We start from the raw sequence: 21,568 nt of genomic DNA, 5'->3' as shown, positions 1-21,568 counted from the left end.
TCCCGAAAATGCAAACAGCTAACTAATATTGTCCCGTACTCAATAAGACCAACGTACAGGCTTCCAACGCTTCAATGCCTTGCTGTTCGACCAACGCCTTCAATTCCGGATTTTCAGTCCCTGGATTGAAAATTACACGCTGGGGCTTCGCATGAAGGATATAGTCATAATATTGAGGTTGCCGCTGGGGGCCGATATAGAGTGTGACCGTATGGATATCAGTGGGTATATCGCTTGCAGGCCGAATAGGGACACCCGCTACTTCTCCCTTTTTTATACCAATATTTACGATTTCGTGTCCGGCCGCCACCAAACGATTCGCCGCCAGATAGGCGTAACGGCCCGGATTGTCCGTTGCACCCAGAACCAGTGTTTTTTTCCGTTCCATTTATAACAAAGGTACGAAATATTGCCTTATCAATTCGCCATGAACTCGCCTTCCGCGGAATAGGCAGCCTGGCGGATAACCGGCATGCCGAGGATTTGATACAGTTCATCGAGATGAAGCAAACTACCATTGGCAAGATTCGTCAGTAACACAATGGTAATATCTTCCTTCAGGTCGCGGATATACAGATTGCGGAAGCCATGCCACCATCCCGTGTGGTATACGACTTTATGGTTTCCCGGATCGAACGTACGCCATCCGTAGCCGTAGTTAAACAACTCCTTCTTCGGCGTACTGTATCCGGCATAGGCAGAATCGAGTGTTTCCGGTTTCAGCAGCCGCCCATCCCGAAGGGCGCGATCGAACAAAAACAGATCCTGCACCGTACTGTAAATCCCTTTGTCGCCCACCGGACCATCCTGAAAATTCTGCACCACTGAACGCCGCCATACCTTGTCATGCCCTACGGCTACCCCCGGTGGAATTTTTTCATAAACCGCAGTCGAATAAACCGCTGTGTTTTTCATACCTGCCGGAGCAAATACTTCCTCCTGCATGTATACCGCAAAATCCTGGCCGGTTACTTTTTCTATGATCGCGGCGAGGACCATATAATTGGTATTGTTGTAAAAAAAACGTACATCCGGGTTGGCATACTTATCCGGTTTATGCGTAGCTAACAAATTCATCACCTCTTTATTGGACATGCCCTTCCGTCTATCTGGCCATATCTCTTTTTTATCCGTGAAATATAGGTAATTCATCAACCCCGAGCGGTGGGTAAGCAACAACTTAATGGTAACGCCGGGATACGGGAAATCTGGAAAGAACTCATCGACCGTTTGGTCGAGCCTGATTTTGCCTTCTTCCCAAAGTTTAAGTATGCCCGTGGCGGTAAGTGGTTTGGAAACCGAGGCCAGTTCAAACTGCGAGGTGATTTTGAGGCTATCCTTCCTTAGGTAATTAGCCCAACCAAAGGTGTTTTGATAGAGGATTTTGCCTTTTTTGGCAATGAGCACGTTACCGTTGAAGCCCGAGCGACTATGCAATCGCTGCATAAATGCATCCAAACGCTGATCCGCTTCGGCAGCGTCATACGCCAGCATCAAGCTGTCTTTTTCCTGTTGCTTGCGTTCGGCTTTGGCTCGCTTCTTTTCCGAGGATGTGCATGAAGCGCCCATCAGGGCGGCGAGTAGAGCAATAAAAATAAAGTTCTTGAACAACGGCTTCGCAATAATCGTCATAGCGCGCTAAAGTATTGCAATTGACTTGCAACCGCAAACTTTTTGTTTAATTAACGTTACTCCAACGTAAATATTACCGCTCACCCCGGGTCTATCCATGTATATGCTCAGTCGTGCCATATGACTTGATAAGCTCACCTTCAAAGGCCAGCCATTCCTTCCAACGCGTTTCCACGTCGACATCAACCGTATATCGCCGGGCAAAATTCAAGAATGTTGTATAGTGGTTCGCTTCCGATACCATGAGATCGTAGTAAAACTTGGCTAACTCTTGGTCTTTGATATGCTGAGACAACACACGGAAACGCTCGCAGCTGCGCGCTTCTATCATGGCAGCGAAAAGCAGCCGATCGATGAAAGCTGTGTTTCGGCTTCCATCTTTTTTCATAAACTTCATCAGCTGGTTTACGTAATCATCCTTACGCTCACGTCCCAGTGTGTATCCACGTTGCTTGATGATATCGATCACCTGTTGGAAGTGCTGCATCTCCTCCAGGGCAATCGCTGTCAGTTCGTGCACCAGATCCTGATGCTCCGGGTTTTGGGTAATCAGTGATATGGCATTGCTGGCTGCTTTTTGCTCACACCAGGCATGGTCCGTCAAGATTTCTTCCAAGTTGGATTCCGCTATATTGGCCCAACGTGGATCAGTCAGCAATTTTAATCCAAGCATTCGCAAATCGTTTTGGGCAAACTTACCGATAATTTTTAAAAAAGGCAGCCACCCGAAGAAAGCAGCTGCCAAACTATATGTAGATCCCCGGGGGGCTTGATTACCTCGAAGCGATGGTGGTGTCCTTCGTCGAAAACCGGTTCACCCGGTCAATCGCGGATGCAAGGTGCTGCTCCGCTTTCTGTAAAAGCGGCAGTGTTTCCTCATTCACGAGGCTGGCGTATTTTCGTTTCGACTTTTGCAGGTCTTTCTGCTCTTTTAAAAGTTCTCTTTTCAGCTGGGATTGCAACCGGGCAAGTTGTTCCTTCTCATAGAGGTCACGCTGAGCATGCTTTTTTGCGTAGGTGGCTTCGATTTGGGCAATGACCCTTTTGCTTTCCTCGACCCGGATCCCGTTCTCAATGTCCCGCTGATAGACTCCTATAAAAAATACGCGATCACGTTCCAGCTCTGCGTGGTTGCCGTGAGTCGCTCGGATTCGGGTTTCCGCTAATTCGTATTGCTTCCACAACGCATCTACATTTTGTTGATGAAAAGCGATTACCTGCCTAAATGTTTCAATACGTTGGTCACTAGCCATTTCGTGACTGGTTCCTTTTTCAACAACATCCAAAGCGGGACGTGTTGTGGCGATGCTGTTACCTACTGCTGCCGCGCAGATTATGGCACTTAATACGAGTGATTTCATGACGGTTGTCTTTGTTTCTCCTGTTTTTCTGTTATTTGCATTTATCGATAAGACGACCATGCTCAGAAAACGTTGCATGCGGCTCGGGCGGTAATAGACAAACACCCGCCAGTAATCGACCAAACAAAGGCGAATTAGACGAATCCCGTATTTTTCTAGACGAATCCGTTGGAGGTTAGGCAGTGTTGTCCTTTTTGACAAAGTAGATGAGGATTTCCTTTCGCGTTTCGAAACCCAATCCGGCATATACCTGTATAGCTCTTTCGTTATCAGCCCTTACGTGCAAAAAGGGGATTTCGCCTGCTGCCTGAATCCGCTGGATTTGCCGCCACATGAGCAACGTGGCCAACCCACGGCCCAAAAATTCCGGATGCGTACACACGGCACTGATCTCGGCGTACGGTTTCGGATTCATGCGTTGCCCGGCCATGGCAATTAGCCGGTTCCCGTCATAAACACCCTCATAATGGCCAAATTGAATCGTGTTTTGTTCAAAAGGTCCGGGTTTTGTCAATTTGTTTAACGCCAGCATCTGCGGGATATCAGGCAACCCCAACGGCACTACCGTTGCCTCCTTCCTGACGGCTTTCGTCGCGCGCAGACATACCATCTGCGAAACCGTTACCGTCTCGATAACGGTCCATTGCCGGGGCCACGAGATTTCGGTGGGCGATACAATGGCCACCGGACTGTCAAACGGGATTTCTTCGTGTAAGGTTATGAGCTGATCGGCCGAATTTGTACGTAATCCCACAAATGGAGAAACATCGTTCCAAAAATACCTAACGGGCCCGCTGCCGTGCGCGAGCGATTGGTTTCCCGACGTTAACGCATGCCACGCGGGGTTATCTAAAATAGAATGCATCTCAAAAGACAAACTAAGATAAAATTGTCTTATTTTTCAAATGTTTATTGCCAGTTGCTTATCTTCGTCATTCTAACGACTCGCTGACAAATGAAGAGATTGACATTTTCTGCTGTTTTTTTTGTCGTCTTGGTTGTCGCCATGGCTTGTGAAAAACAATCCATGATCGGTAGTCCGGAAGCTGAAAGCCTGTTGTTGGAACGGCTGCATCATGAAATTGATTCGCTGGCCTCTTCTTACCCCTGCGACGATGCTGCCGAATGGCGCTTTACCGCCGTCGGCGAAAAGCCTTGTGGAGGCCCCGCGGGTTACGTCGCCTATTCAACCGGGATGGACACAGCGGTGTTCCTCCATAAAGTCGAAATCTACACGCAACGGCAACGCTCTTATAATGCAAAATGGAACGTCGTATCAGACTGCTTATTTTTGACTCCACCGAGTCGTGTGGTTTGTCAAGACCGTAAAGCGAAATTAGTCTGGGATGCCGAAGCGGCTTCCCAATAACCTAACCATCAGGATATTTTCTCCCATCCGATGCCTGGTTCCTTGCGCGAAAGGTATTCTCGTAGTCGCGTATTTTCGGGGTTAACCAATTGGGGATCGTCTTTAAAAATTTGGATGACGCGGTTGCGTACTTCGGTTAACAAGGCTTGGTCTGTGGTGAGATCGGCCAGTTTGAGGTTAAGTACGCCGCTTTGCTGAGTGCCCGCAAGATCCCCCGGACCGCGCAATTGCAGATCCACTTCGGCAATCTCGAACCCATCATTGGTCCGTACCATCGTCTCAAGTCGCAATTTGCTTTCCCTGCTAAGTTTGCTTCCGGAAATCAAGATACAATAGGATTGTTCAGCTCCGCGGCCAACCCGGCCGCGCAACTGATGCAATTGGGACAGCCCGAAGCGTTCCGCATTCTCGATGACCATCACCGATGCATTCGGCACGTCCACACCTACCTCAATGACGGTTGTTGCCACCATGATTTGCGTTTCGCCCTTGACAAAACGCTGCATCTCAAATTCCTTGTCTTTAACCGGCATTTTCCCATGCACGATACTGATGCGGAACGCCGGCAACGGAAATTCCTTCATTAACGTTTCCAAACCCGCTTCCAAGTGCAGCAGGTCCATCTTCTCGCTTTCCTTAATAAGCGGATACACGATATACACCTGCCTTCCCTTGGCCATCTCTTCCTTCATGAAACCAAACATACGTAGGCGGCTGCTTTCATAAAGATGCAGGGTCTTGATCGGCTTCCTGCCCGCAGGTAGCTCGTCGATAACCGAAATATCAAGATCGCCATACAATGTCATGGCCAACGTACGGGGTATCGGTGTAGCGGTCATCACCAACATGTGCGGAGGGATCCGATTTTTGCGCCACAGTTTCGCCCGTTGCTCCACCCCGAACCGGTGCTGTTCGTCGATTACCACGAAACCCAGGTTCTTGAAACGTACCGCGTCTTCAATCAACGCGTGTGTCCCTACAAGGATGTCCAGCGAACCTTCCTCCAATTGGGCGTGTATGAGTTTGCGATCTTTCTTTGGCGTAGAACCGGTAAGCAACTGCACCGACGCAAGTTGCTCGCCCAACAGCTTTTTTATGCTATGGTAATGTTGCTGAGCCAGTATCTCGGTTGGTGCCATCAGGCAAGCCTGAAAGCCATTATCCACAGCCAATAGCATAGTCATCAGCGCCACAACCGTTTTCCCGCTTCCCACATCCCCCTGCACAAGGCGGTTAAGCTGTGCACCCGATGCCGTGTCTTTTCGTATTTCTTTGATCACACGCTTCTGCGCATTGGTTAACGAAAAAGGCAGATGACTATGATAGAACGTGTTAAACCGCTCGCCCACCACATCAAACCGATGGCCCTGGAATTTCTGCGTATTCAGCAATTTGTTTTTCAACAGTTTCAACTGAATAAAAAACAGCTCGTCAAACTTCAGCCTGCGGATGGCTTGGGCGAGCTCCTGCTGGCTTCGGGGGAAATGAATCGCAATCAACGCCCTGGGCAACGGTATAAGCCGGTGCATTTCGATTATATAATCCGGCAGTTCTTCTTCCAATTGCGAGGAGATGCTTTCCAACAGAGCCACCTGGAGCCGTTGGATACCCCGGCTGTCCAATGCAAATTTTTTGAGCTTCTCCGTAGAGCTGTATACCGGCTGCAGGTGCATATTGCCCATCTCCTTCGCCCCCCGCTGGTATAATTCCATCTCGGGATGCGTCATCGAAAGTTCCTGATTAAAGACGTTGGGTTTACCGTAAATCACGTATGCTGCCCCTATCTTCAGGGATTTTCGCAGCCAGCCGATGCTTTGGAACCACACCAGTTCCATGGTCCCCGTATCATCTTTGAAGATCCCCACCAACCGCTTCGCTTTCCGGTCTCCCCGCTCTTCCAGATGCACCAGCCGTCCGACCACCTGAGCCGCAGGCATATCGGGATGCAGCTGCCGTACTTTATGAAATTGTGTCCGATCGATGTACCGGAAAGGGTAATGTTTCAATAAGTCACCAAAGGTATGGATACCCAGCTCGCTCTTGAGCACTTCGGCACGGGCGGGCCCCACTCCCTTGAGATATTCAATGGGTGTTATGATGCGATGTTGTTCCACCCCGGATTTACGCTCTCCAGGCAATGACGGAGATCTCGACATTGACATTTTTTGGCAGCCCCGCCACCGCCACCGTCTCCCTTGCCGGGGCTTGTTCGGTAAAATACTCCGCATACACCGCGTTGACCGCTCCAAAGTCGCCCATATCCCGGAGGAAGATGGTGGTTTTCACTACATCGGCGAAGGAATACGCTGCCGCCGCCAATACCGCTTCAAGGTTTTTAAGTACCTGACGGGTCTCTTCCTCGACCGTTCCCTGAACCAAAGCGCCGGTTTCAGGCGACAGCGCTATTTGACCCGATACATACAACGTATTTCCGGCCTTGATAGCCTGATTGTACGGTCCGATTGGTGCGGGCGCACCCGTTGTGTTGATAATTTCCTTTCGTGTAGACATAATTGTATCCTATGAATCAATAGCGTATTTCTATTTTAAAAAAAGGTATTCGACAATTTTGTAGAGGATAGCCAGTAAAAACAGAATGATGGCGGTTGCATTAATAACATGCATTACCCGGAGATTAAAACTATCGGGCCGGTTTGGATCTTTTTTTCTAAAAAAGTACATGAGGCTAAGTTAAAAAAAAGCCGCCCCGAAAGCAACACTTCGGGGCGGCAGCATATCGTATAAAGGAAAAAAGTTATCTTACCCGTTTCAATGCTCTTTCTGCTCGCTTGTTTGCCGCATTTATTTTATAGTTGAACCAACGATCTTTAAAAATTTTCCGCATCGTGTTGTCAAAATTACGGGTAATGACCAGGTTTCTAAAACCCCGCCATTTATCATAAACTTTTGATGGTAATGCCCGTACGCTGATCGAATATCCTTCGGTTACATACTGAATGTAATGCCACCATCCGGACGGCATAAACAGCGTCTCACCCGGGTGGATTTCCGCTTCATATCCATTCAGGTATTTCAGCGCCGGAAATTTCTCATAGTCGGGGTTTTTGATATTGGCAATGCTGTGAAAATTATAAGGTAATTTGTACATCAAATCGGATTGTTCCAGCGGGAATAGCCATATTTTCTTGACGCCCTTATACTGAGTGATGAACACATGCGACATATCAATGTCGAAATGATTACGAGTACTCGATCCCTCGCCTCCGAAAAAGAGATAGGGCAGCCACTGCAGTACCTTTCCGCCGGTTACATCGTTATAAATCAAATCATGATTTAGTTCCGGCTTTAATTTCATGAGATTAAACAGGAAAATCCGCAGGTCAGTAGGCTCACGTTCAATCAAGTCTAAATACTCACTGAATTTCATTTTGGCAACAGGGGCACTTGCAGCCCGATCATTTGACGCGTCTTCGCGTCCATGCAGTGAAATTACGGTATCTCCGGCTATTTCCTTGAAATAGTCATAGCTCCATTTTTGCCATGCAGGGCTGTCCTTGCTTACGAAGTCATCCATAACAACAGGAACGCCCTTGTTCAGGTAATCTTTAATGAAGTCAGCCGAGCTGATCCCGGAGATTTTTTCTACTTTTTTGAGTTGCACGACTTAATATCCGTTTGAAAACTAATGTTAACGCACAAGATGCAAACTTAGGAAAACTTCATATGTCCCAATACGCCGTATCCCAATTTTACATTTGCATTATAATAGGGACATAACTATTTACGTGCCAAAAAATAAAAAGCTTAATAAGACCATAGATCCTGCTCAAAATCCACAAGGCTTTTCTTGATGCGCGCCGCTTCATTGAGCCTTTCTACGCCGTTGTCGATATAATCTCTTATCCGTAAATCCTCGGGATTGGATTGCTTCACAATGTAGCTCGCAAATAAACGCTTGATAAATACATCGTCGTAACTTAACCCCGTCGCATCGTTATGTCTTGAAGTAACCTCTTTGTTCACGAAGATATGCCTGGCCTCGGGAAAATAAATCCAAAAAGCCGGGTACGCATCTGCGGATATCGAGCCGGCATCCGAGCCGGTATCCAGCCCCGGAATCTCGGTCAACGCCTGATCACTCGCTAAATCGCCCGTTACCATCGTCTCACCGCCGGTAATTTCATCCACCTTCGGGGTCACCAACGGTGCGATACCAATGATACGGGGTTCGAATACCGATCGTTGTTTATCAAATATCCAATCTTCCTTGATCCGAAAGCGCACGACATCGTCGGGATTAAATGCCGAAGCTTCGAAATGAGAAGCAATCACATTCCCGTCTTCATCATATTCTTCGACAAGGGTACTATCCGCACCGAACCGGCCAAGCACCTGATCCGGTGACAGGCGCGTTTTGAAACTATCGCCTGTGGGGTCATCTTCCGTGGGGGTGGGATCGTACGCCGTTAACTCACCTGCCAGTACCGCTTCCATGATGACATCGATCAACCGCGATTTAGGGGACGCATACAGTGTATTCATTTTCTCCCGGAGATCAAACTCCCGCCATATCCGTTTCACGTAAGCTACATCCGTAGGACGGATCACAGAATAAGGTACCACTTCGCGGTCAAGGATGTCCGATTTGACATAATAACCGTCTACGGGAGGTTCTTCGGCCGCAATCGGCGTGGTACTGTTTGACAGGTTGCCTTGCTGCGCATATGCGGTAAGCCCAACGAACATCAAAACGACGGAAACAGGCACTTTCATGGTAACCTCCTTTATAATTTAATTAACCCTAAACGAAATCGGATCCAGCTCCTGCTGTACGCCATCTGGACCGACCGCAATGATATTGTAAAAAAACACAAAAGATCCCGGAGCAACCGAACTCAATGCATTCTGCATCGGTCCCGAAAAGGTTCCGTTCGTTCCCTGGTAGGGTCCCATCGGATCTACCCGGGGTTTCTGTATCAACATCGAAAACCGGGAAATGTTGAATTTTGCGTCGAATTCAAAATCTTCCAATGCCGCGAAAATCCGGTTCTGGCCCTTTATTTGCGCCGCGGCAACCGCTCCGCCCGACCGTCCTGCGACGCGTGCTTGCGGTTTCGGGATCCGCTTCACACGGAAATTGGTGGAGCCAAGAGACTGTGTTTTTTCTCCCATGCGCGCGGAAACCTGAATACTGGCCGTGCCGGGCTGTGTAACCCGGGCAACGTATTTGCCTCCTGAACCGGAAACGGTGACACCCTGACCGCTAACGGCTAAGCTTTCCTTGGGTATTCCCGGAGCCGACACGGATATTGGGTTGTCTACACCGATATACAGTACGTTCATCGCGTCCGGTGACACCACTGCCGAAGGCCGGGCGACCTGGTAGGTTTGGGGCTCTGTCACATATTCCTTGACCGTTCCGTCTGTTTGCTTTACGCGGATGGTACCGGTCCAATTAAACACACCTTCACTAGCCGTATTTACCGAATACGTGGCCTGTCCCTCGGTAACCGGTAGCGTGTTACCCCCTACCGTTATTTCAGGATTCGATTTGGAATCGTAGGCCGTGAGGAATATCTTGGCGGTATAGGGCTGTCCCTGTATCACATAAGAAGACGGAGCCACTGCCACCGCCGCAAAGCGGTCGAGATTGACAACGGCCATGTCCATTTCACCGAAAATATGTTTTACCACAGCGGCCTCCGCATTTTTGACATCGGCTTTTATTTTCTCCAGCGCGGTAATAGCCGCTGTCAGCGGAATCCCATCACCGAAATTGGCCTGCTCCCAGGATTTCTTGATTCCCCCGCGTGCCGGTGGTTCCTGCGCGTTCAATGAAAACGATACTTCGTTATTGGACAGTTCAAGCAATTGCTGACGCGTTTCGTTAATTAGATTCCGCAGTTTTTCTGCTCGCTTTTCCTTTTGCTTGATCATGATGCGGGGGCTGATGCTCAGATTATCACGCTTCCTTACATCGCCGGTTGATTCATTTTGTCCTCCCCCCTCCTGTTCGAGCAATGTCTTTAGCGAGTCTATATAACCGGAAAGATTATTCGCCAATTGACTGGCCTGCTCGGCTCGGCTCAATATAGGTTGGGCCCGTTCGGGCTCGTCCTTCAACTTAGTGGCCCGAAAGGCATTGAACATGTTGTCAATCCCTTCTTGTGTATTTTGTGTGGAGGTACCTAAGCTCGTTGCAAGGTTTTTGAAGGCATCGAGGACCGAATCACTCACATTCAATGCCACCAATCCCAACAATACGAGGTATAAGATACCCATCATTCGTTGCCGTGGAGTCTGTTTTCCTGCTGCCATTTGTAATTTACTTTTTAAAGGTCAAAGGGTTTGATTCTCTAGCGTAAATTACACCCGCGGCTGGTTCATTGCGGCCAACATGTTTCCATAAATAGCATTCAGCGAAGCCAAGTTTTTGTTAAGGTGGCTTACCTGTTCTTTTAGCTGCTGGGTATCCGAGGCAGACTCGTTGAAGTTCCGCAGTGTTTGAGCAATACTATCGTAATGCTGGGTGATACTTTTCAACTTTTCTCCCGATTCCTTAAGCTCAAGTTCGTACACGGCATTGAGTTGCTGTAGGTTGTTAGCCAGTTTGCCCACCTGCTCTTGGTAAGTCTTGGCATCCGTACTTGCTCCGCCAATGTTCGCCAGATCACTGGAAGCTCGCTCAAAAGCAATATTCAGCTTGTCGAAGCTGTCTGTTGCGCCTTTTATTTTTTCGGTAAACTGGCCCGTAGCCAGTGACACGTCAGATACATTGGATATGGCGGCTACCTTATCGCTGAACGTACGCAACCCGTCGCCAAGGTTACCGATCAATTCTGGGCTGATGCGGGCGTCCTGCAACATTTTATCAAGCGCGGCGGTATTGCCCACAGCCGCCGCAACAGGCCGTGCAGATGTTTTCGGCAACTCACCTTGATAATCTTCCGCCAATTCGGGATACACCCTGGTCCAGTCCACATCTTTCTCCTCGTTCTGGAAACCCAGTAAAAAAAACAATATGGCTTCGGTTCCGAGCCCTGCTATAATCAACCAATCGCCTGCAGGCCAATGTTGTAATTTGGCCATAAGTCCGATGATAACAACGGTTGCTCCCCATGAAACGATGTTATTGATACCTACCTTAAATTTGCTTTTTCCTGCCATAATTATGAGTATGATTAATGCTTTTGTGTTGATATTCGGTTAGTTATTCATTGGATCTACGCCGGGAAAACCGGATACACTTCTAAAGCCGAGATAGGACTTAGCGGTATCCTGGTATTCATACGCACGGGCAGAGTTTTGCAGAAAATAGCCGATGTCTTTCCAGGAGCCGCCCCGGATGACTTTGCGTTGCAAAGACTGCGGATCTCCCGGCTTCGTATCGTAACGGTAGGTTGGGTTCATGTCATGGACGAAGGACGAGGCAGACTCATTGAACGTTGACGACGTCCATTCCGCTACGTTTCCCGCCATATTGTACAGACCAAAATCATTGGGAAAATATGAATAAACCGGAGCAGTATAGGCCGCCCCGTCATCAATATAATTCCCTCGTCCCGGTTTAAAGTTAGCCATTAAACAGCCTTTCGCATTACGTGCCGACGGGCCGCCCCACGGATACTGTGTACCAACCCGTCCTCCACGGGCGGCATATTCCCATTCCGCTTCCGACGGCAGCATATAGGGTTGGCGGATCTCGCGGCTTCCTGTCTTTCGGCTACGCTGAAAATTATCAAAAAGCCGGGTGCGCCACGTGTTGAATGCTTGTGCCTGACGCCAGGTAACACCCACCACCGGATACTCGTCAAAGGAAGGATGTGAAAAATAGCCTTCTACCATGGGTTCATTTTGCGCATAGCTAAAATCATTGAGCCACACGGTCGTATCGGGATATACCAGGATGGTATCTCGCCTGATAAAATCGGACCGGGTCTTTGTGGGGTCATTTTTAGCCGCTGTTGCCGCCCGCAGGTCGTACCACTCGTAATGGTACCGCAATAACCGGACATCCAGCTCGTCTTTACCGAAGATGCGATCTTCTCCCTGATAAAACATTTGGCGTGTGCGTTCCCGAACTTCCTGATCCCGCGAACTCCAGAGCGATCGTTTGCCACCATTTACTTTAGACCAGTCGATATATCGTTCGCCCGACCCTTCGGTTTCCAGAAAATAGCTGTCGTCCTGTAGGTAATTATAGACCAATATTGAGTCGCGAACCCAGTTGACAAACTGCCGATATTCGCTGTTGGATATCTCCGTTTCATCCATATAAAAGGACGAAATAGTCACCTGCCGGTTTTGAGCAACCTGCGCAAAGGTGATATCCTGATCAGACTGCCCCATGATGAAGGTACCTCCCGGAACTAACACCATACCATGCGGAACACGATTTGTTTTGAGGCTCTGTCGTTTTACCCCAACAAGTTCGCCACCTCCTGACTTGCTACAGGAACTTGCGTATACTGCGGATATAATAATATATAGTATAGGTAAATATCTTCTCTTCATTTAGACATCCATATGGTTGGAAAACATGCGCTACGGTATATTCATAAAAGACGTGATCAACAACCCGTTACGAAAGCAAAATTCAGACCAAACCGCACACACAGTTCCTGTTTCGCCAAATAGTACAAAATTAACCTCTTCTCCACGTGTTCAAAATCGTGTTTCTCAAATAGGTAAGTGCATTCCATCTCCTCAGGAATAGCGGCGATAAATTTATTAAAAGAAATGGTATTTCTTTAGCAAAAGGGTAAGATATTTAAAAATATTCTATTTGTTAACCATCTTGATGTACTGCTCCACAGCCATGGTCATACTCGGCGCTTCGGGAGTAGGCGCCGCAATATCCAAAATCAGCCCTCGGTCCTGAATCGCTTGATGCGTGCTGGATCCGAATGCCGCCAGCCTCGTATTATTCTGTTTGAAATCCGGGAAATTTTCGAACAGCGACTGAACGCTAGACGGGCTAAAAAATACGATTACGTCGTAAAAAACATCTTTGAGGTCGGAAAGATCGCTTACCACGGTCCGGAAAAGCACTGCAGGAGTGACGTTGTACCCGTTGTCTTGAAGCCAATTATAGGTTTCTTCGTTGGCAACATCCGAACAAGGATATAAAAATCGCTCTTTCGCGTGTTTCTTTAGTACATCCGCCAAATCTTTAGCCGTTTGTTTACCAAAGAATATTTTCCGCTTACGATATTGGATATATTTTTGCAGGTAAAGCGCAATGGTTTCTGAAAGACAAAAATATTTCATATCAGCAGGCACCTCATAGCGCATTTCTTCGCAAATCCGGAAAAAATGATCTGCCGCATTCCGGCTGGTAAAAATGACCGCCGTGAAATCAGCAAGGTTGATGCGCTGCTCTTTCCGTACTTCGCGCGCGGGCACCCCTTCCACATGGATAAACGCTCTAAAATCAAGCTTCAGGTTGTATTTTTGTGCCAAAGCGAAGTAGGGTGATTTTTCATTTTCTGGCTTAGGCAACGTCACTAAAATGCTTTTTACTTTCTTTGCTCTTTCTGCTTCTGACACTTGCATGTTTTTTACGTTAATTACCCAATACTTTTACCAAAATCAGTACCGGCGCGATTTCGAGGCAGCAAAGATACATAAATAAATAAAACTTTGAAAATCGATGGTTCGTAAGCACGTTGCTAGCCGTTTTAACAAAGCGAAAAATGAACAGTCCCAACACCACAACCAACGCAGCGGGAACGATCCAAACCATCTGAGTTTGCGGAACTAAACTCAAGACCAGCACTACGGGCAAAAACACCAAAGCCGCATTAAAATAACTTAAATATAATATGGACACGTATTCACGCACGATTCGCTGCACATCAAAAACAACCCCCAAAAACCGCGTGACGATAATTTTGAGGATAAACAACAGCATGACAAAAATCGATATGCCCAAAAATGTGTCCATCCCATCCTGAGAGCTTCCTTCTAAATAATAAAGATTGCAAACATAAATAAACAGCCCCACGGCAAAACCAAATAAAACATACAGGAAAACGAATGGCCAGGAGCTGTACAAGGTGTCCTCTTTATTGATTTGCAATAACATCCGATCATTATAAAAGGCTTGGATAATGGAGAGCACCTCGTTGGGGAAAGAAGCCCTTACCACACCCAGCAGGAGCAGCAGCAATCCTATGACTGCAATAACCCACTGCTCACGGCCATTTCTCTCGTCGTCCTTTTCGATCTGCTGTTCCAGTGACTTTGCAAACTGCAGCCACCTAAGAAAATCTCCCTTCTGTACAACAACCAGCTTTCGCAGGCTATCGGCAAGTTGATTGGGCCGATCGGGATCCGGTAGACCGATGAACTGCATGACCAGGGAGTCCTGCACGCGCTTCACTGAATCGGCTAGTCGCCTTTTCTCCATGATCTGCGCCTGCCGTATTGAGTCGCGAACAGATACATTCCGCGGCTGTTGCAATGAAATACCAGCAATCGCATCCTTTGATGGAATAAGCCAACACACAGCTACGATCGCCACTAAAAAATACCTCATTGCCAAATGGATTGAAAATGGCAGTAAAGTTAGGCAAAAATCGAAGTTCTTACAGCCGCTTAATTTTTATATTTCTGAAACTGACCCGGTCGCCATGATCTTGCAACAGGATATGTCCGGTTTCGGCGAGTCCGAAGTCGTTCCATTTTTTGTACTTACTTTCGCTTACCAGCTTTTTGTACGCATCGGAGCCCCGTTTATATTGCAATACCTTTTCGCCGTTAAGATAGTGAGTCACGGTATTATCCGGCTGAACGACGACACGTCCCTTGTTCCATTCACCTATTTTACGGCGCGTACGGGAGGTTTTTTGCGCGGTAATCAAATCGTACAGCGAAGCGAGCGTACGATTGCCATCTCTTCCCATTTTGGCATCAGGATGCTGTTCATCATCCAATATTTGATATTCAAGTCCGATGGCAGACCCCGTATTGTTCTCGCTTAACGTTACAAAGTATTTTACGCCACTATTTCCTCCTTCGGTAAGCTTGAATTCAAAGGAGAGATCGAAAGCACCGTATTGATCAATCGTCACAATATCTCCTCCATTGGTGGACTCCCCTCCGTCCGACGGAAGCACGGTAATCGTTCCGTCCTTGATTTCCCATCCCTTCTCTGGGAAAGCGTCCTTATAAGCCCCTACCCATCCCTCCGGGGTATTTCCATTAAACAACAAGGTATATTCGTTCTGCTTTTCGTATGCAGACAGCGCATTAGGGACGAGGTTTACCGTATAGATACCCAGCGGAAAATCCCGTGGCTTCAGGTTGTCCGTTTGAATCCGAACGTTTTTGAAGTACACTTTTTTGCCCGCGAGTTTTTCGTCGTTGATACCATGAACCTGCAATCCAATAAAACCGGTCGCGTCTATCGTATCTATTACATACGCTACGGGAATGTCATTTACCCATGTTTTCGTTTCGTTACCAATGGCTTCAATACGAATATGGTTGAACTCACCCTTTTTGTAGGCACGCTTCGCCCCTTCGTTTAAATCAAGTGGGTACAACCATCCCCGACGTGCTTCGTCATAAATACCTCCTGTCCATGACCGTTCGGTCGGATCTATTTCCACCTGCCTGCCATAGACCCTACCTTGTCCGTTGTTTGCTTCTTTATCGAGGTGACTGCGGGTCTGTATGCCCGAGTTGGTCGTTTCTCCTTCTAATTTCACGTCCAACTCCAAAATAAAATCACCATATTCTTGCTCGGTAATCAAGAACGAATTAGGTGTTCCTGCCGTCATCGTTCCAACAATTGCACCATCCTCTACCGTGTAAGGAGCCTTCCCGCCCACGGACTTCCACCCGTTGAGTGTCTTCCCGTCGAATAGCGGTTTCCATCCGTCGTGAGAAGCTGCGGTACATGAAGCTGTGGCACATGATGTGAACACCATGGCCGTGATCAAATAAGTCAGCGCAGTCCGGCGCCCTGGCCTATTGTTTTTCGGTATGTTTATCGATTTCATAAAGCGCCCAAGTAATCTGGAATAAATAATTAGCTTTGTTAATGCTTACTAATTGATTTTGCACTCAATAATAGGCATTTTTAGAGGTAATTCCATTTTTCGAATGGGATTTTTACGAAAACGATATCGTAATATCCGGATGGAAACAGGTAATTTTTTTGAACAAGTATATCAAATTGTCAGGCAAATTCCCGAGGGTCGGGTAACGTCTTATGGAGCAATTGCCCGTGCCCTTGGCGCAGCAGGTTCTTCGCGTATGGTTGGGTGGGCAATGCGGGCCGCTCACACGGCTCATCCGCCGATACCGGCTCACCGTGTAGTCAACCGCATCGGGGTATTAAGCGGCAAAATGGCCTTCGGCAGCCCGACGCTCATGCAAAAATTACTGGAAAACGAGGGGCTAACGATCATTGATGACCAAGTGGCAGATTTTGCCGATGTCTTTTGGGAACCTGCATCGGGCGCAGGCGGGTGATTCCCGCTATTTGAGCAGGAAAAGTATAATATCGTTTAGGTCGACCGTACCGATCAGGCTTCTATTGGCGTCCACAACGGGTAGGGCGAGCATTCTTTCCGTCGCTAATAATTCGCCAACTTCGGCTACGGTTAAGTCGGAAGAAACCAATGCCGGATTTCGGACCATCACCTGATCGGCCTGTAACATGTCAAACATCCCTAACTCGACGTCGGCATGCCCGTCGTACTCATAACCAAAACCCAGATGCAGGATGTCTCTTCGGCTGATGATGCCGACGATCTTGCCTGCATCAAGCACCGGAATATGATTTAACTGACGCCGTTTCATCAGCCGATAGACCGAACTTATTCGATCCTGCGGATTTACAGTGACCTTACTTTTTGATACGATCACTGTGATTGGAACAGTTTTTTCCACTCAAACAAACATTCCTTGGTGGAACACAATATTTGTTCCAACTTTTAAAGGGAAGGATCGGATAAAGAGGGAATTTCTCGGTAAATATCCGGAAGGGTCCGCCCTAGGCCCTGATAATCCAACCCATATCCGACGACAAAATCATTGGGAATTTCGAATCCCACATACGCGATATTGCCAAAGGAATGCTGCACGGCTGCGGGTTTAAGAAGCAATGTACAAACGGCCACCGAAGCCGGCTTCTGTGCGTTGACTAGATCCATCGTATGCTTTAACGAATTACCGGTATCTACGATGTCTTCAACAATGATGACTTCGCGATTTCTTAGATCGACATCAAGACCGATCAACTCGTCCACCTGCTCCCGTCGATCTACGCCATCGTACGAGGCTAACTTTACAAAAGATATTTCACTGGCAATATGGATTTGCTTCATCAGATCTGCCATAAACATAAAACAGCCATTGAGTACCCCGATAAAAACCGGGTGCTGACTCTCGTAAGCGACGTTGAGTTGAATCCCAATCAACCGGATCCGCTTCTTGATCTGATTATAGTCGATGAATCGCTCGAATGTCCGCTGGTTAATCGTGATTTTCATGGCGTTTCTTTCTCTTCCGGATCGTTCCGAAATATGCGATCCAATAAGCTTCTGACTTCCTCCAACTCGGCTTCAAAATCCGTGGGGGGTGCTTCCAATTGAAGCGTATCCACAACGGCCGGTTTATCTGGCCGAAGCGCTTCCCGCAGGCTGACTGCATAAAAACCATAGCTGCCCGTGGAGTCGGGCGGGGCCAAGCCCCTCCTGGCCATAATATTGCCTATATAGTTAAAATACCGCCCTATATAGGGCTTAAGCCTGCCCTCATAGTTAAAAGCGTACAACCCCGTCTTAGGTCGCGGGACGATACTGGCTAAGTAGATACTTTCTCCCAAGGTAAGTTGTGAAGGATGCTTACCAAAATAATAGCGTGCCGCCTCGGTAATACCGTAAACATTACGGCCCCACTCAATGATATTGAGATACACTTCATACATTCGCTCCTTGCTCACCGTTCGCGTACTCTCCATCAGCCACACAATCAGGATTTCTTCCAATTTTCGGACCAGTGTTTTGTTTCGGCTGAGGAACACATTTTTCACCAACTGCATGGAAATAGTGCTGCCGCCCCGCTTAAATGCTTTTTCTTTATAATTAGTCGCAATGGATGTTCGGATCGCCTCTTCTACAAATCCATTGTGGCTGAAAAACGAGGGATCCTCTGTGGTGAGAATGGCGTTCCGCAAATAAGGAGATATTTCGTTGAGCGAAATAAAATTGGGATTTTCAGGGCCTACGACAATGTCACGCACGGGCTTTTCATCTTCATAGGGGGTATATACAAACGCGCCGTTGAGTTTCGGGACATTCGCGTGCCCCCAAGCATTGACCTTAAATCCGCTTTGTTGCATATCGGAGTTGAATTGAACGCTGTCGGGATTACTGGTATCCAAAAATGCCTCCAATTTATATTGGATATTACCCGCAACGCGTATTCCTTTCAGCGATTCAAATAATCCGTTGGGAAAGGCGTCAAACAAGTCCTGCGCTTTCATCTCAGGGGTTTCCAGCGCAAATGCGTAGGTTTTTTCGGGTGCGATCGTGTAGCGAATAAACGGATGTACTTCCAGTTTTTTCACGGTGATGGTCGATTCTTTCGAAAGTTCCACATGATTGTTTCCCACCACCACTTCCGCATCGATATGCGCATCCGGTATGACCACATCTTCTTGAGCGATGCGACGATGATTGATTTGCAGATTTTTGACGGCCCACTCGCCTTTAATGTGTAAAAACTCGTTGTTTGTCCAATAGACTTCACGAAGTCGGGTTTCGACCGTATCAAAGCTAAGCCTTAGTCCGAACTTCCGTTCCAGCAAAGGCAACGCAATTTTCTGCCCATTCGCGTGTACTTTTATGTACAGCTGGCGGTTACCCGGATTTAATCGGCCAGACACCTGCCAAGCCGCCTTGTTATCGTTGAGGTATACGGCCGAAGTCAGGGCTCCATCGTCGATATCTGCCTTAGGCACACTGATGCGTTGCTGTATGCTGTCATCGCGATACGTCAACAAAAATTCGCGCAGCTCCATGTTTTTTGGAATTTTGTAGAGTACGCTGTTGAGCATCCGGTTTGCTGCTTGGGCTAAATTGATTGTTGTGGCTTCCGCTTGCTCGGCTGGCTGATTCCGCAGCAACGTATCGCGATCCCTGAATAAGAAATCGTAATTGCTGACGCTGTCTTTCTTTATGAGCTGTATACGCGCATTATGTGCACGCAGACGTCCAAATTTTACATCTCCGGTAATCAGGGGAAGGAGTCGCACGCTTACCGAAACATCGGCTACACCGGCTAATTGTTCCCGATCATGCGGAGTGACGGAAACCTGTTCGAGTGTGACCGTCGTTAATCCGGAAAAATAAGCTTTCCCGATGGCCAGGTCGATTTGATAGCCCTCCGCAAGTTGGGTTTTCATCTTAGCGATCGTAGCCGCTAACAACGCTTCCCGCTTGTGAAAGGCGACGGCAAAAGCGACCACCCCTACTACGAGCAATACCCCTACTACGATGCTGGCAATGATGAATTGCTTTCTTGTGACCTTATCAAAAAACTTCCTAACGATGCGATGTACCATAAAACCGGTCTAATCGGTGTCTAAATACGGGATAATTCTCATTAAAAACAAAGATATGGCAAGTTTGTGTTCGTGTTCCCCTAGGTTTCGACCATGGTCAATTTTTGCCATAGGCAGGCGACAGCTCGCAAAAAATGACATCTCTATTAATATTTAATGGCTATTTTTGTTCGGTTTGTATCCGTAAATGAAAGAAGCGTAATGATTACGAAAGAACAGGTGTTGCATGCATTGAGCCACGTGGATGATCCCGATCTTAAGAAAGACTTGGTTACTTTGAATATGATTAAGAATGTGGAAATCACACCGTCGAAAATCCGTTTTGACGTGGTGCTTACCACACCTGCGTGTCCATTGAAGGGACACATCGAACATGCCTGCCGTAATGCGATTTCGCTATTCGTAGATAAAAACATTGCGGTTGACATTAACATGACCTCCCGGGTTGTTGGCTCCAAAAGCAGCCAATTATCGCAAATAAAGAATATTATCCTCGTAGCCTCCGGCAAGGGAGGCGTCGGCAAATCTACCGTCGCAGCCAATCTGGCATTAGCCTTGCACGCCGAGGGTGCAAAAACCGGTTTGCTTGACGCGGATATTTATGGCCCTTCACTGCCTATTATGTTCGGACTGGAAGGTGCCCGTCCCAAAGCTTCCAAAACCGCGGACGGCAAGACAAAAATCGAGCCGATCGAAAAATTCGGCTTGAAATTGTTGTCTCTTGGCTTTTTTACGGACCCCAATCAGCCCGTTCCGTGGCGAGGCCCGATGGTAAGTACGGCTGTCAAACAACTGTTTAATGACGCCGATTGGGGAGAACTGGATTATTTAATAGTAGATTTACCGCCGGGAACGGGCGACGTGCATATTACCGTGGCTCAAGGTTTTCCTGTTTCGGGAGCCCTTATAGTCACTACTCCTCAAAATGTAGCCTTGGCCGATGCGGTACGGGGTATCGGTATGTTCCTGATGGATTCCATAAACATTCCGTTACTGGGCATCGTAGAAAATATGGCTTACTTCACACCAGCGGAATTGCCGGATCACAAGTACTATATTTTTGGCAAAGACGGCGGTAAGCGTCTGGCTGAACGGTTCAACGCCCCGTTCCTGGGTGAAATCCCCCTGGTCAAAAGCATCAGTGATTCGGGTGATAATGGGCTACCTGTTATGCTGGACGAGGATAGTCCCGCACGCCCGGCGTTCTTGGAAATCGCCGGTAAAGTAGCCCAACAAATAGCGATTACGCAAGCCGTTATTTGATAATATCACCGAAAACCCTATCTTTGACTCCCATGCTTTAGGGGTGCTTTCCCGTTTGTAAAACGGGAGGCTGAGAATAACCCTCAAAACCTGCTCAGGATAATGCCTGCGAAGGGAAAAGTAACGGAACCTCACACCTATCGGTGGCTTCCTAAGGCATAAGTGAATATATGCCGTTATGGAAATCATTATCAATCAACAAAAAGTTCAAGTTCATCCGGGAATCACGCTCGCAAACGTGTTGCGAGATTACGGTGCCCAGCAACCTAAAGGCACGGCCGTGGCCGTTAATGAAACCGTCATTCCCCGAAAACAGTGGGATATCACCGTACTCCAGCCCAACGATCGGATTATCGTCGTCAAAGCGGCCCAAGGGGGATAAGGCAATATCGTCAAACAACA

23 protein-coding genes and 1 riboswitch are annotated in these 21,568 nt (G+C 47.7%); of the genes, 4 read left to right on the top strand and 19 right to left on the bottom strand.

The genetic code is table 11. The annotated features are described in order from the left end of the window. Positions 1 to 22: 22 nt before the first annotated feature. The 5 genes from ACFQRK_RS12555 to ACFQRK_RS12535 form a co-directional block, all read right to left on the bottom strand. Positions 23 to 388, bottom strand: a complete 366-nt coding sequence (locus ACFQRK_RS12555) for a CoA-binding protein (RefSeq protein WP_379007140.1) — start codon at positions 386 to 388, stop codon at positions 23 to 25. Between the two features lie 29 nt (positions 389 to 417). Then, positions 418 to 1,632 carry a serine hydrolase domain-containing protein gene (locus ACFQRK_RS12550; RefSeq protein ID WP_379007138.1) on the bottom strand — a complete coding sequence of 405 codons (1,215 nt, stop codon included), beginning with the start codon at positions 1,630 to 1,632 and terminating at the stop codon, positions 418 to 420. 91 nt (positions 1,633 to 1,723) lie between these two features. Then, on the bottom strand, positions 1,724 to 2,305 hold the full coding sequence (locus ACFQRK_RS12545; RefSeq protein WP_379007136.1) for a tRNA-(ms[2]io[6]A)-hydroxylase: 582 nt from the start codon (positions 2,303 to 2,305) through the stop codon (positions 1,724 to 1,726). A gap of 100 nt (positions 2,306 to 2,405) precedes the next feature. Beyond that, on the bottom strand, positions 2,406 to 2,993 hold the full coding sequence (locus ACFQRK_RS12540) for a hypothetical protein (RefSeq protein WP_379007134.1): 588 nt from the start codon (positions 2,991 to 2,993) through the stop codon (positions 2,406 to 2,408). Between the two features lie 175 nt (positions 2,994 to 3,168). Then, positions 3,169 to 3,858 (bottom strand): GNAT family N-acetyltransferase, encoded by a 690-nt coding sequence (locus ACFQRK_RS12535; protein WP_379007133.1) that lies wholly within the window; start codon positions 3,856 to 3,858, stop codon positions 3,169 to 3,171. Between the two features lie 90 nt (positions 3,859 to 3,948). Here ACFQRK_RS12535 and ACFQRK_RS12530 point away from each other — a divergent pair, with 90 nt between their 5' ends. Continuing rightward, positions 3,949 to 4,362: a hypothetical protein gene (locus tag ACFQRK_RS12530; protein WP_379007131.1), complete on the top strand. Its 414-nt coding sequence runs from the start codon at positions 3,949 to 3,951 to the stop codon at positions 4,360 to 4,362. An 8-nt stretch (positions 4,363 to 4,370) separates the two neighbouring features. On the opposite strand, the gene recG is transcribed toward ACFQRK_RS12530, so the two are convergent. From recG to ACFQRK_RS12475, 11 genes are all read right to left on the bottom strand, one after another. Next, positions 4,371 to 6,518, bottom strand: a complete 2,148-nt coding sequence (gene recG / locus ACFQRK_RS12525) for an ATP-dependent DNA helicase RecG (protein WP_379007130.1) — start codon at positions 6,516 to 6,518, stop codon at positions 4,371 to 4,373. Then, the gene (locus ACFQRK_RS12520) at positions 6,484 to 6,873 is read right to left on the bottom strand and encodes a RidA family protein (protein WP_379007128.1); all 390 of its coding nucleotides are present in this window, start codon (positions 6,871 to 6,873) and stop codon (positions 6,484 to 6,486) included. Before ACFQRK_RS12520 ends, recG begins: the two co-directional genes overlap by 35 nt. A gap of 30 nt (positions 6,874 to 6,903) precedes the next feature. Continuing rightward, complete coding sequence (locus ACFQRK_RS12515) at positions 6,904 to 7,044, bottom strand: DUF6728 family protein (protein WP_379007126.1); 141 nt, start codon at positions 7,042 to 7,044, stop codon at positions 6,904 to 6,906. A 73-nt stretch (positions 7,045 to 7,117) separates the two neighbouring features. Further along, positions 7,118 to 7,984, bottom strand: a complete 867-nt coding sequence (locus tag ACFQRK_RS12510) for a cupin-like domain-containing protein (protein ID WP_379007124.1) — start codon at positions 7,982 to 7,984, stop codon at positions 7,118 to 7,120. A gap of 143 nt (positions 7,985 to 8,127) precedes the next feature. After that, positions 8,128 to 9,096: a gliding motility protein GldN gene (locus tag ACFQRK_RS12505; protein ID WP_379007122.1), complete on the bottom strand. Its 969-nt coding sequence runs from the start codon at positions 9,094 to 9,096 to the stop codon at positions 8,128 to 8,130. A gap of 18 nt (positions 9,097 to 9,114) precedes the next feature. After that, the gene (gldM, locus tag ACFQRK_RS12500) at positions 9,115 to 10,641 is read right to left on the bottom strand and encodes a gliding motility protein GldM (protein ID WP_379007120.1); all 1,527 of its coding nucleotides are present in this window, start codon (positions 10,639 to 10,641) and stop codon (positions 9,115 to 9,117) included. 48 nt (positions 10,642 to 10,689) lie between these two features. Beyond that, positions 10,690 to 11,490: a gliding motility protein GldL gene (gene gldL / locus ACFQRK_RS12495; RefSeq protein WP_379007118.1), complete on the bottom strand. Its 801-nt coding sequence runs from the start codon at positions 11,488 to 11,490 to the stop codon at positions 10,690 to 10,692. 39 nt (positions 11,491 to 11,529) lie between these two features. After that, positions 11,530 to 12,837: an SUMF1/EgtB/PvdO family nonheme iron enzyme gene (locus tag ACFQRK_RS12490; protein ID WP_379007117.1), complete on the bottom strand. Its 1,308-nt coding sequence runs from the start codon at positions 12,835 to 12,837 to the stop codon at positions 11,530 to 11,532. A gap of 267 nt (positions 12,838 to 13,104) precedes the next feature. Further along, positions 13,105 to 13,878, bottom strand: a complete 774-nt coding sequence (locus ACFQRK_RS12485; protein WP_379007116.1) for a uroporphyrinogen-III synthase — start codon at positions 13,876 to 13,878, stop codon at positions 13,105 to 13,107. A gap of 10 nt (positions 13,879 to 13,888) precedes the next feature. Beyond that, positions 13,889 to 14,863: a DUF4271 domain-containing protein gene (locus ACFQRK_RS12480; protein ID WP_379007114.1), complete on the bottom strand. Its 975-nt coding sequence runs from the start codon at positions 14,861 to 14,863 to the stop codon at positions 13,889 to 13,891. Positions 14,864 to 14,912: 49 nt separating this feature from the next. Then, positions 14,913 to 16,331 (bottom strand): DUF1080 domain-containing protein, encoded by a 1,419-nt coding sequence (locus tag ACFQRK_RS12475; protein ID WP_379007112.1) that lies wholly within the window; start codon positions 16,329 to 16,331, stop codon positions 14,913 to 14,915. Between the two features lie 103 nt (positions 16,332 to 16,434). On the opposite strand from ACFQRK_RS12475, the gene ACFQRK_RS12470 reads away from it, so the two are divergent. Beyond that, positions 16,435 to 16,806: an MGMT family protein gene (locus tag ACFQRK_RS12470; RefSeq protein ID WP_379007109.1), complete on the top strand. Its 372-nt coding sequence runs from the start codon at positions 16,435 to 16,437 to the stop codon at positions 16,804 to 16,806. 6 nt (positions 16,807 to 16,812) lie between these two features. Here the strand turns inward: ACFQRK_RS12470 and ACFQRK_RS12465 are convergent, their stop codons facing one another. The 3 genes from ACFQRK_RS12465 to ACFQRK_RS12455 form a co-directional block, all read right to left on the bottom strand. Next, a complete protein-coding gene (locus ACFQRK_RS12465; protein ID WP_379007106.1) occupies positions 16,813 to 17,202 on the bottom strand; it encodes an HPP family protein in 390 nt (129 codons plus the stop codon). 68 nt (positions 17,203 to 17,270) lie between these two features. Next, positions 17,271 to 17,828 (bottom strand): hypoxanthine phosphoribosyltransferase, encoded by a 558-nt coding sequence (hpt, locus tag ACFQRK_RS12460; RefSeq protein ID WP_379007105.1) that lies wholly within the window; start codon positions 17,826 to 17,828, stop codon positions 17,271 to 17,273. Then, positions 17,825 to 19,903 (bottom strand): transglycosylase domain-containing protein, encoded by a 2,079-nt coding sequence (locus ACFQRK_RS12455; protein WP_379007103.1) that lies wholly within the window; start codon positions 19,901 to 19,903, stop codon positions 17,825 to 17,827. Before ACFQRK_RS12455 ends, hpt begins: the two co-directional genes overlap by 4 nt. Positions 19,904 to 20,104: 201 nt before the next feature. Here ACFQRK_RS12455 and ACFQRK_RS12450 point away from each other — a divergent pair, with 201 nt between their 5' ends. Further along, entirely contained in the window at positions 20,105 to 21,166 is a 1,062-nt protein-coding gene (locus tag ACFQRK_RS12450) for an Mrp/NBP35 family ATP-binding protein (RefSeq protein WP_379007102.1), read from the top strand. Positions 21,167 to 21,195: 29 nt separating this feature from the next. Continuing rightward, positions 21,196 to 21,300: riboswitch (TPP riboswitch) on the top strand. 44 nt (positions 21,301 to 21,344) lie between these two features. After that, positions 21,345 to 21,548, top strand: coding sequence for a sulfur carrier protein ThiS (gene thiS / locus ACFQRK_RS12445; protein ID WP_379007101.1), 204 nt, complete (start codon positions 21,345 to 21,347; stop codon positions 21,546 to 21,548). Positions 21,549 to 21,568: the final 20 nt, after the last annotated feature.

This window comes from Parapedobacter sp. GCM10030251 (assembly GCF_042666505.1).
GTDB lineage: Bacteria > Bacteroidota > Bacteroidia > Sphingobacteriales > Sphingobacteriaceae > Parapedobacter.
Note: the sequence above shows the minus strand (reverse complement) of the source record. Positions and strands in the feature narration are given on the sequence as shown.

Bases quoted from the DNA above. Each gene is read 5' to 3' on its own strand.
- ACFQRK_RS12485 (WP_379007116.1), bottom strand. From the start codon at position 13,878: ATGCAAGTGTCAGAAGCAGAAAGAGCAAAGAAAGTAAAAAGCATTTTA.
- ACFQRK_RS12455 (WP_379007103.1), bottom strand. From the start codon at position 19,903: ATGGTACATCGCATCGTTAGGAAGTTTTTTGATAAGGTCACAAGAAAG.
- ACFQRK_RS12515 (WP_379007126.1), bottom strand. From the start codon at position 7,044: ATGTACTTTTTTAGAAAAAAAGATCCAAACCGGCCCGATAGTTTTAAT.
- ACFQRK_RS12475 (WP_379007112.1), bottom strand. From the start codon at position 16,331: ATGAAATCGATAAACATACCGAAAAACAATAGGCCAGGGCGCCGGACT.
- ACFQRK_RS12535 (WP_379007133.1), bottom strand. From the start codon at position 3,858: ATGCATTCTATTTTAGATAACCCCGCGTGGCATGCGTTAACGTCGGGA.
- ACFQRK_RS12520 (WP_379007128.1), bottom strand. From the start codon at position 6,873: ATGTCTACACGAAAGGAAATTATCAACACAACGGGTGCGCCCGCACCA.
- ACFQRK_RS12450 (WP_379007102.1), top strand. From the start codon at position 20,105: ATGATTACGAAAGAACAGGTGTTGCATGCATTGAGCCACGTGGATGAT.
- ACFQRK_RS12530 (WP_379007131.1), top strand. From the start codon at position 3,949: ATGAAGAGATTGACATTTTCTGCTGTTTTTTTTGTCGTCTTGGTTGTC.
- gldL (WP_379007118.1), bottom strand. From the start codon at position 11,490: ATGGCAGGAAAAAGCAAATTTAAGGTAGGTATCAATAACATCGTTTCA.
- hpt (WP_379007105.1), bottom strand. From the start codon at position 17,828: ATGAAAATCACGATTAACCAGCGGACATTCGAGCGATTCATCGACTAT.
- recG (WP_379007130.1), bottom strand. From the start codon at position 6,518: ATGTCGAGATCTCCGTCATTGCCTGGAGAGCGTAAATCCGGGGTGGAA.
- ACFQRK_RS12545 (WP_379007136.1), bottom strand. From the start codon at position 2,305: ATGCTTGGATTAAAATTGCTGACTGATCCACGTTGGGCCAATATAGCG.
- ACFQRK_RS12540 (WP_379007134.1), bottom strand. From the start codon at position 2,993: ATGAAATCACTCGTATTAAGTGCCATAATCTGCGCGGCAGCAGTAGGT.
- ACFQRK_RS12480 (WP_379007114.1), bottom strand. From the start codon at position 14,863: ATGAGGTATTTTTTAGTGGCGATCGTAGCTGTGTGTTGGCTTATTCCA.
- ACFQRK_RS12550 (WP_379007138.1), bottom strand. From the start codon at position 1,632: ATGACGATTATTGCGAAGCCGTTGTTCAAGAACTTTATTTTTATTGCT.
- ACFQRK_RS12505 (WP_379007122.1), bottom strand. From the start codon at position 9,096: ATGAAAGTGCCTGTTTCCGTCGTTTTGATGTTCGTTGGGCTTACCGCA.
- ACFQRK_RS12555 (WP_379007140.1), bottom strand. From the start codon at position 388: ATGGAACGGAAAAAAACACTGGTTCTGGGTGCAACGGACAATCCGGGC.
- ACFQRK_RS12470 (WP_379007109.1), top strand. From the start codon at position 16,435: ATGGGATTTTTACGAAAACGATATCGTAATATCCGGATGGAAACAGGT.
- ACFQRK_RS12490 (WP_379007117.1), bottom strand. From the start codon at position 12,837: ATGAAGAGAAGATATTTACCTATACTATATATTATTATATCCGCAGTA.
- thiS (WP_379007101.1), top strand. From the start codon at position 21,345: ATGGAAATCATTATCAATCAACAAAAAGTTCAAGTTCATCCGGGAATC.
- gldM (WP_379007120.1), bottom strand. From the start codon at position 10,641: ATGGCAGCAGGAAAACAGACTCCACGGCAACGAATGATGGGTATCTTA.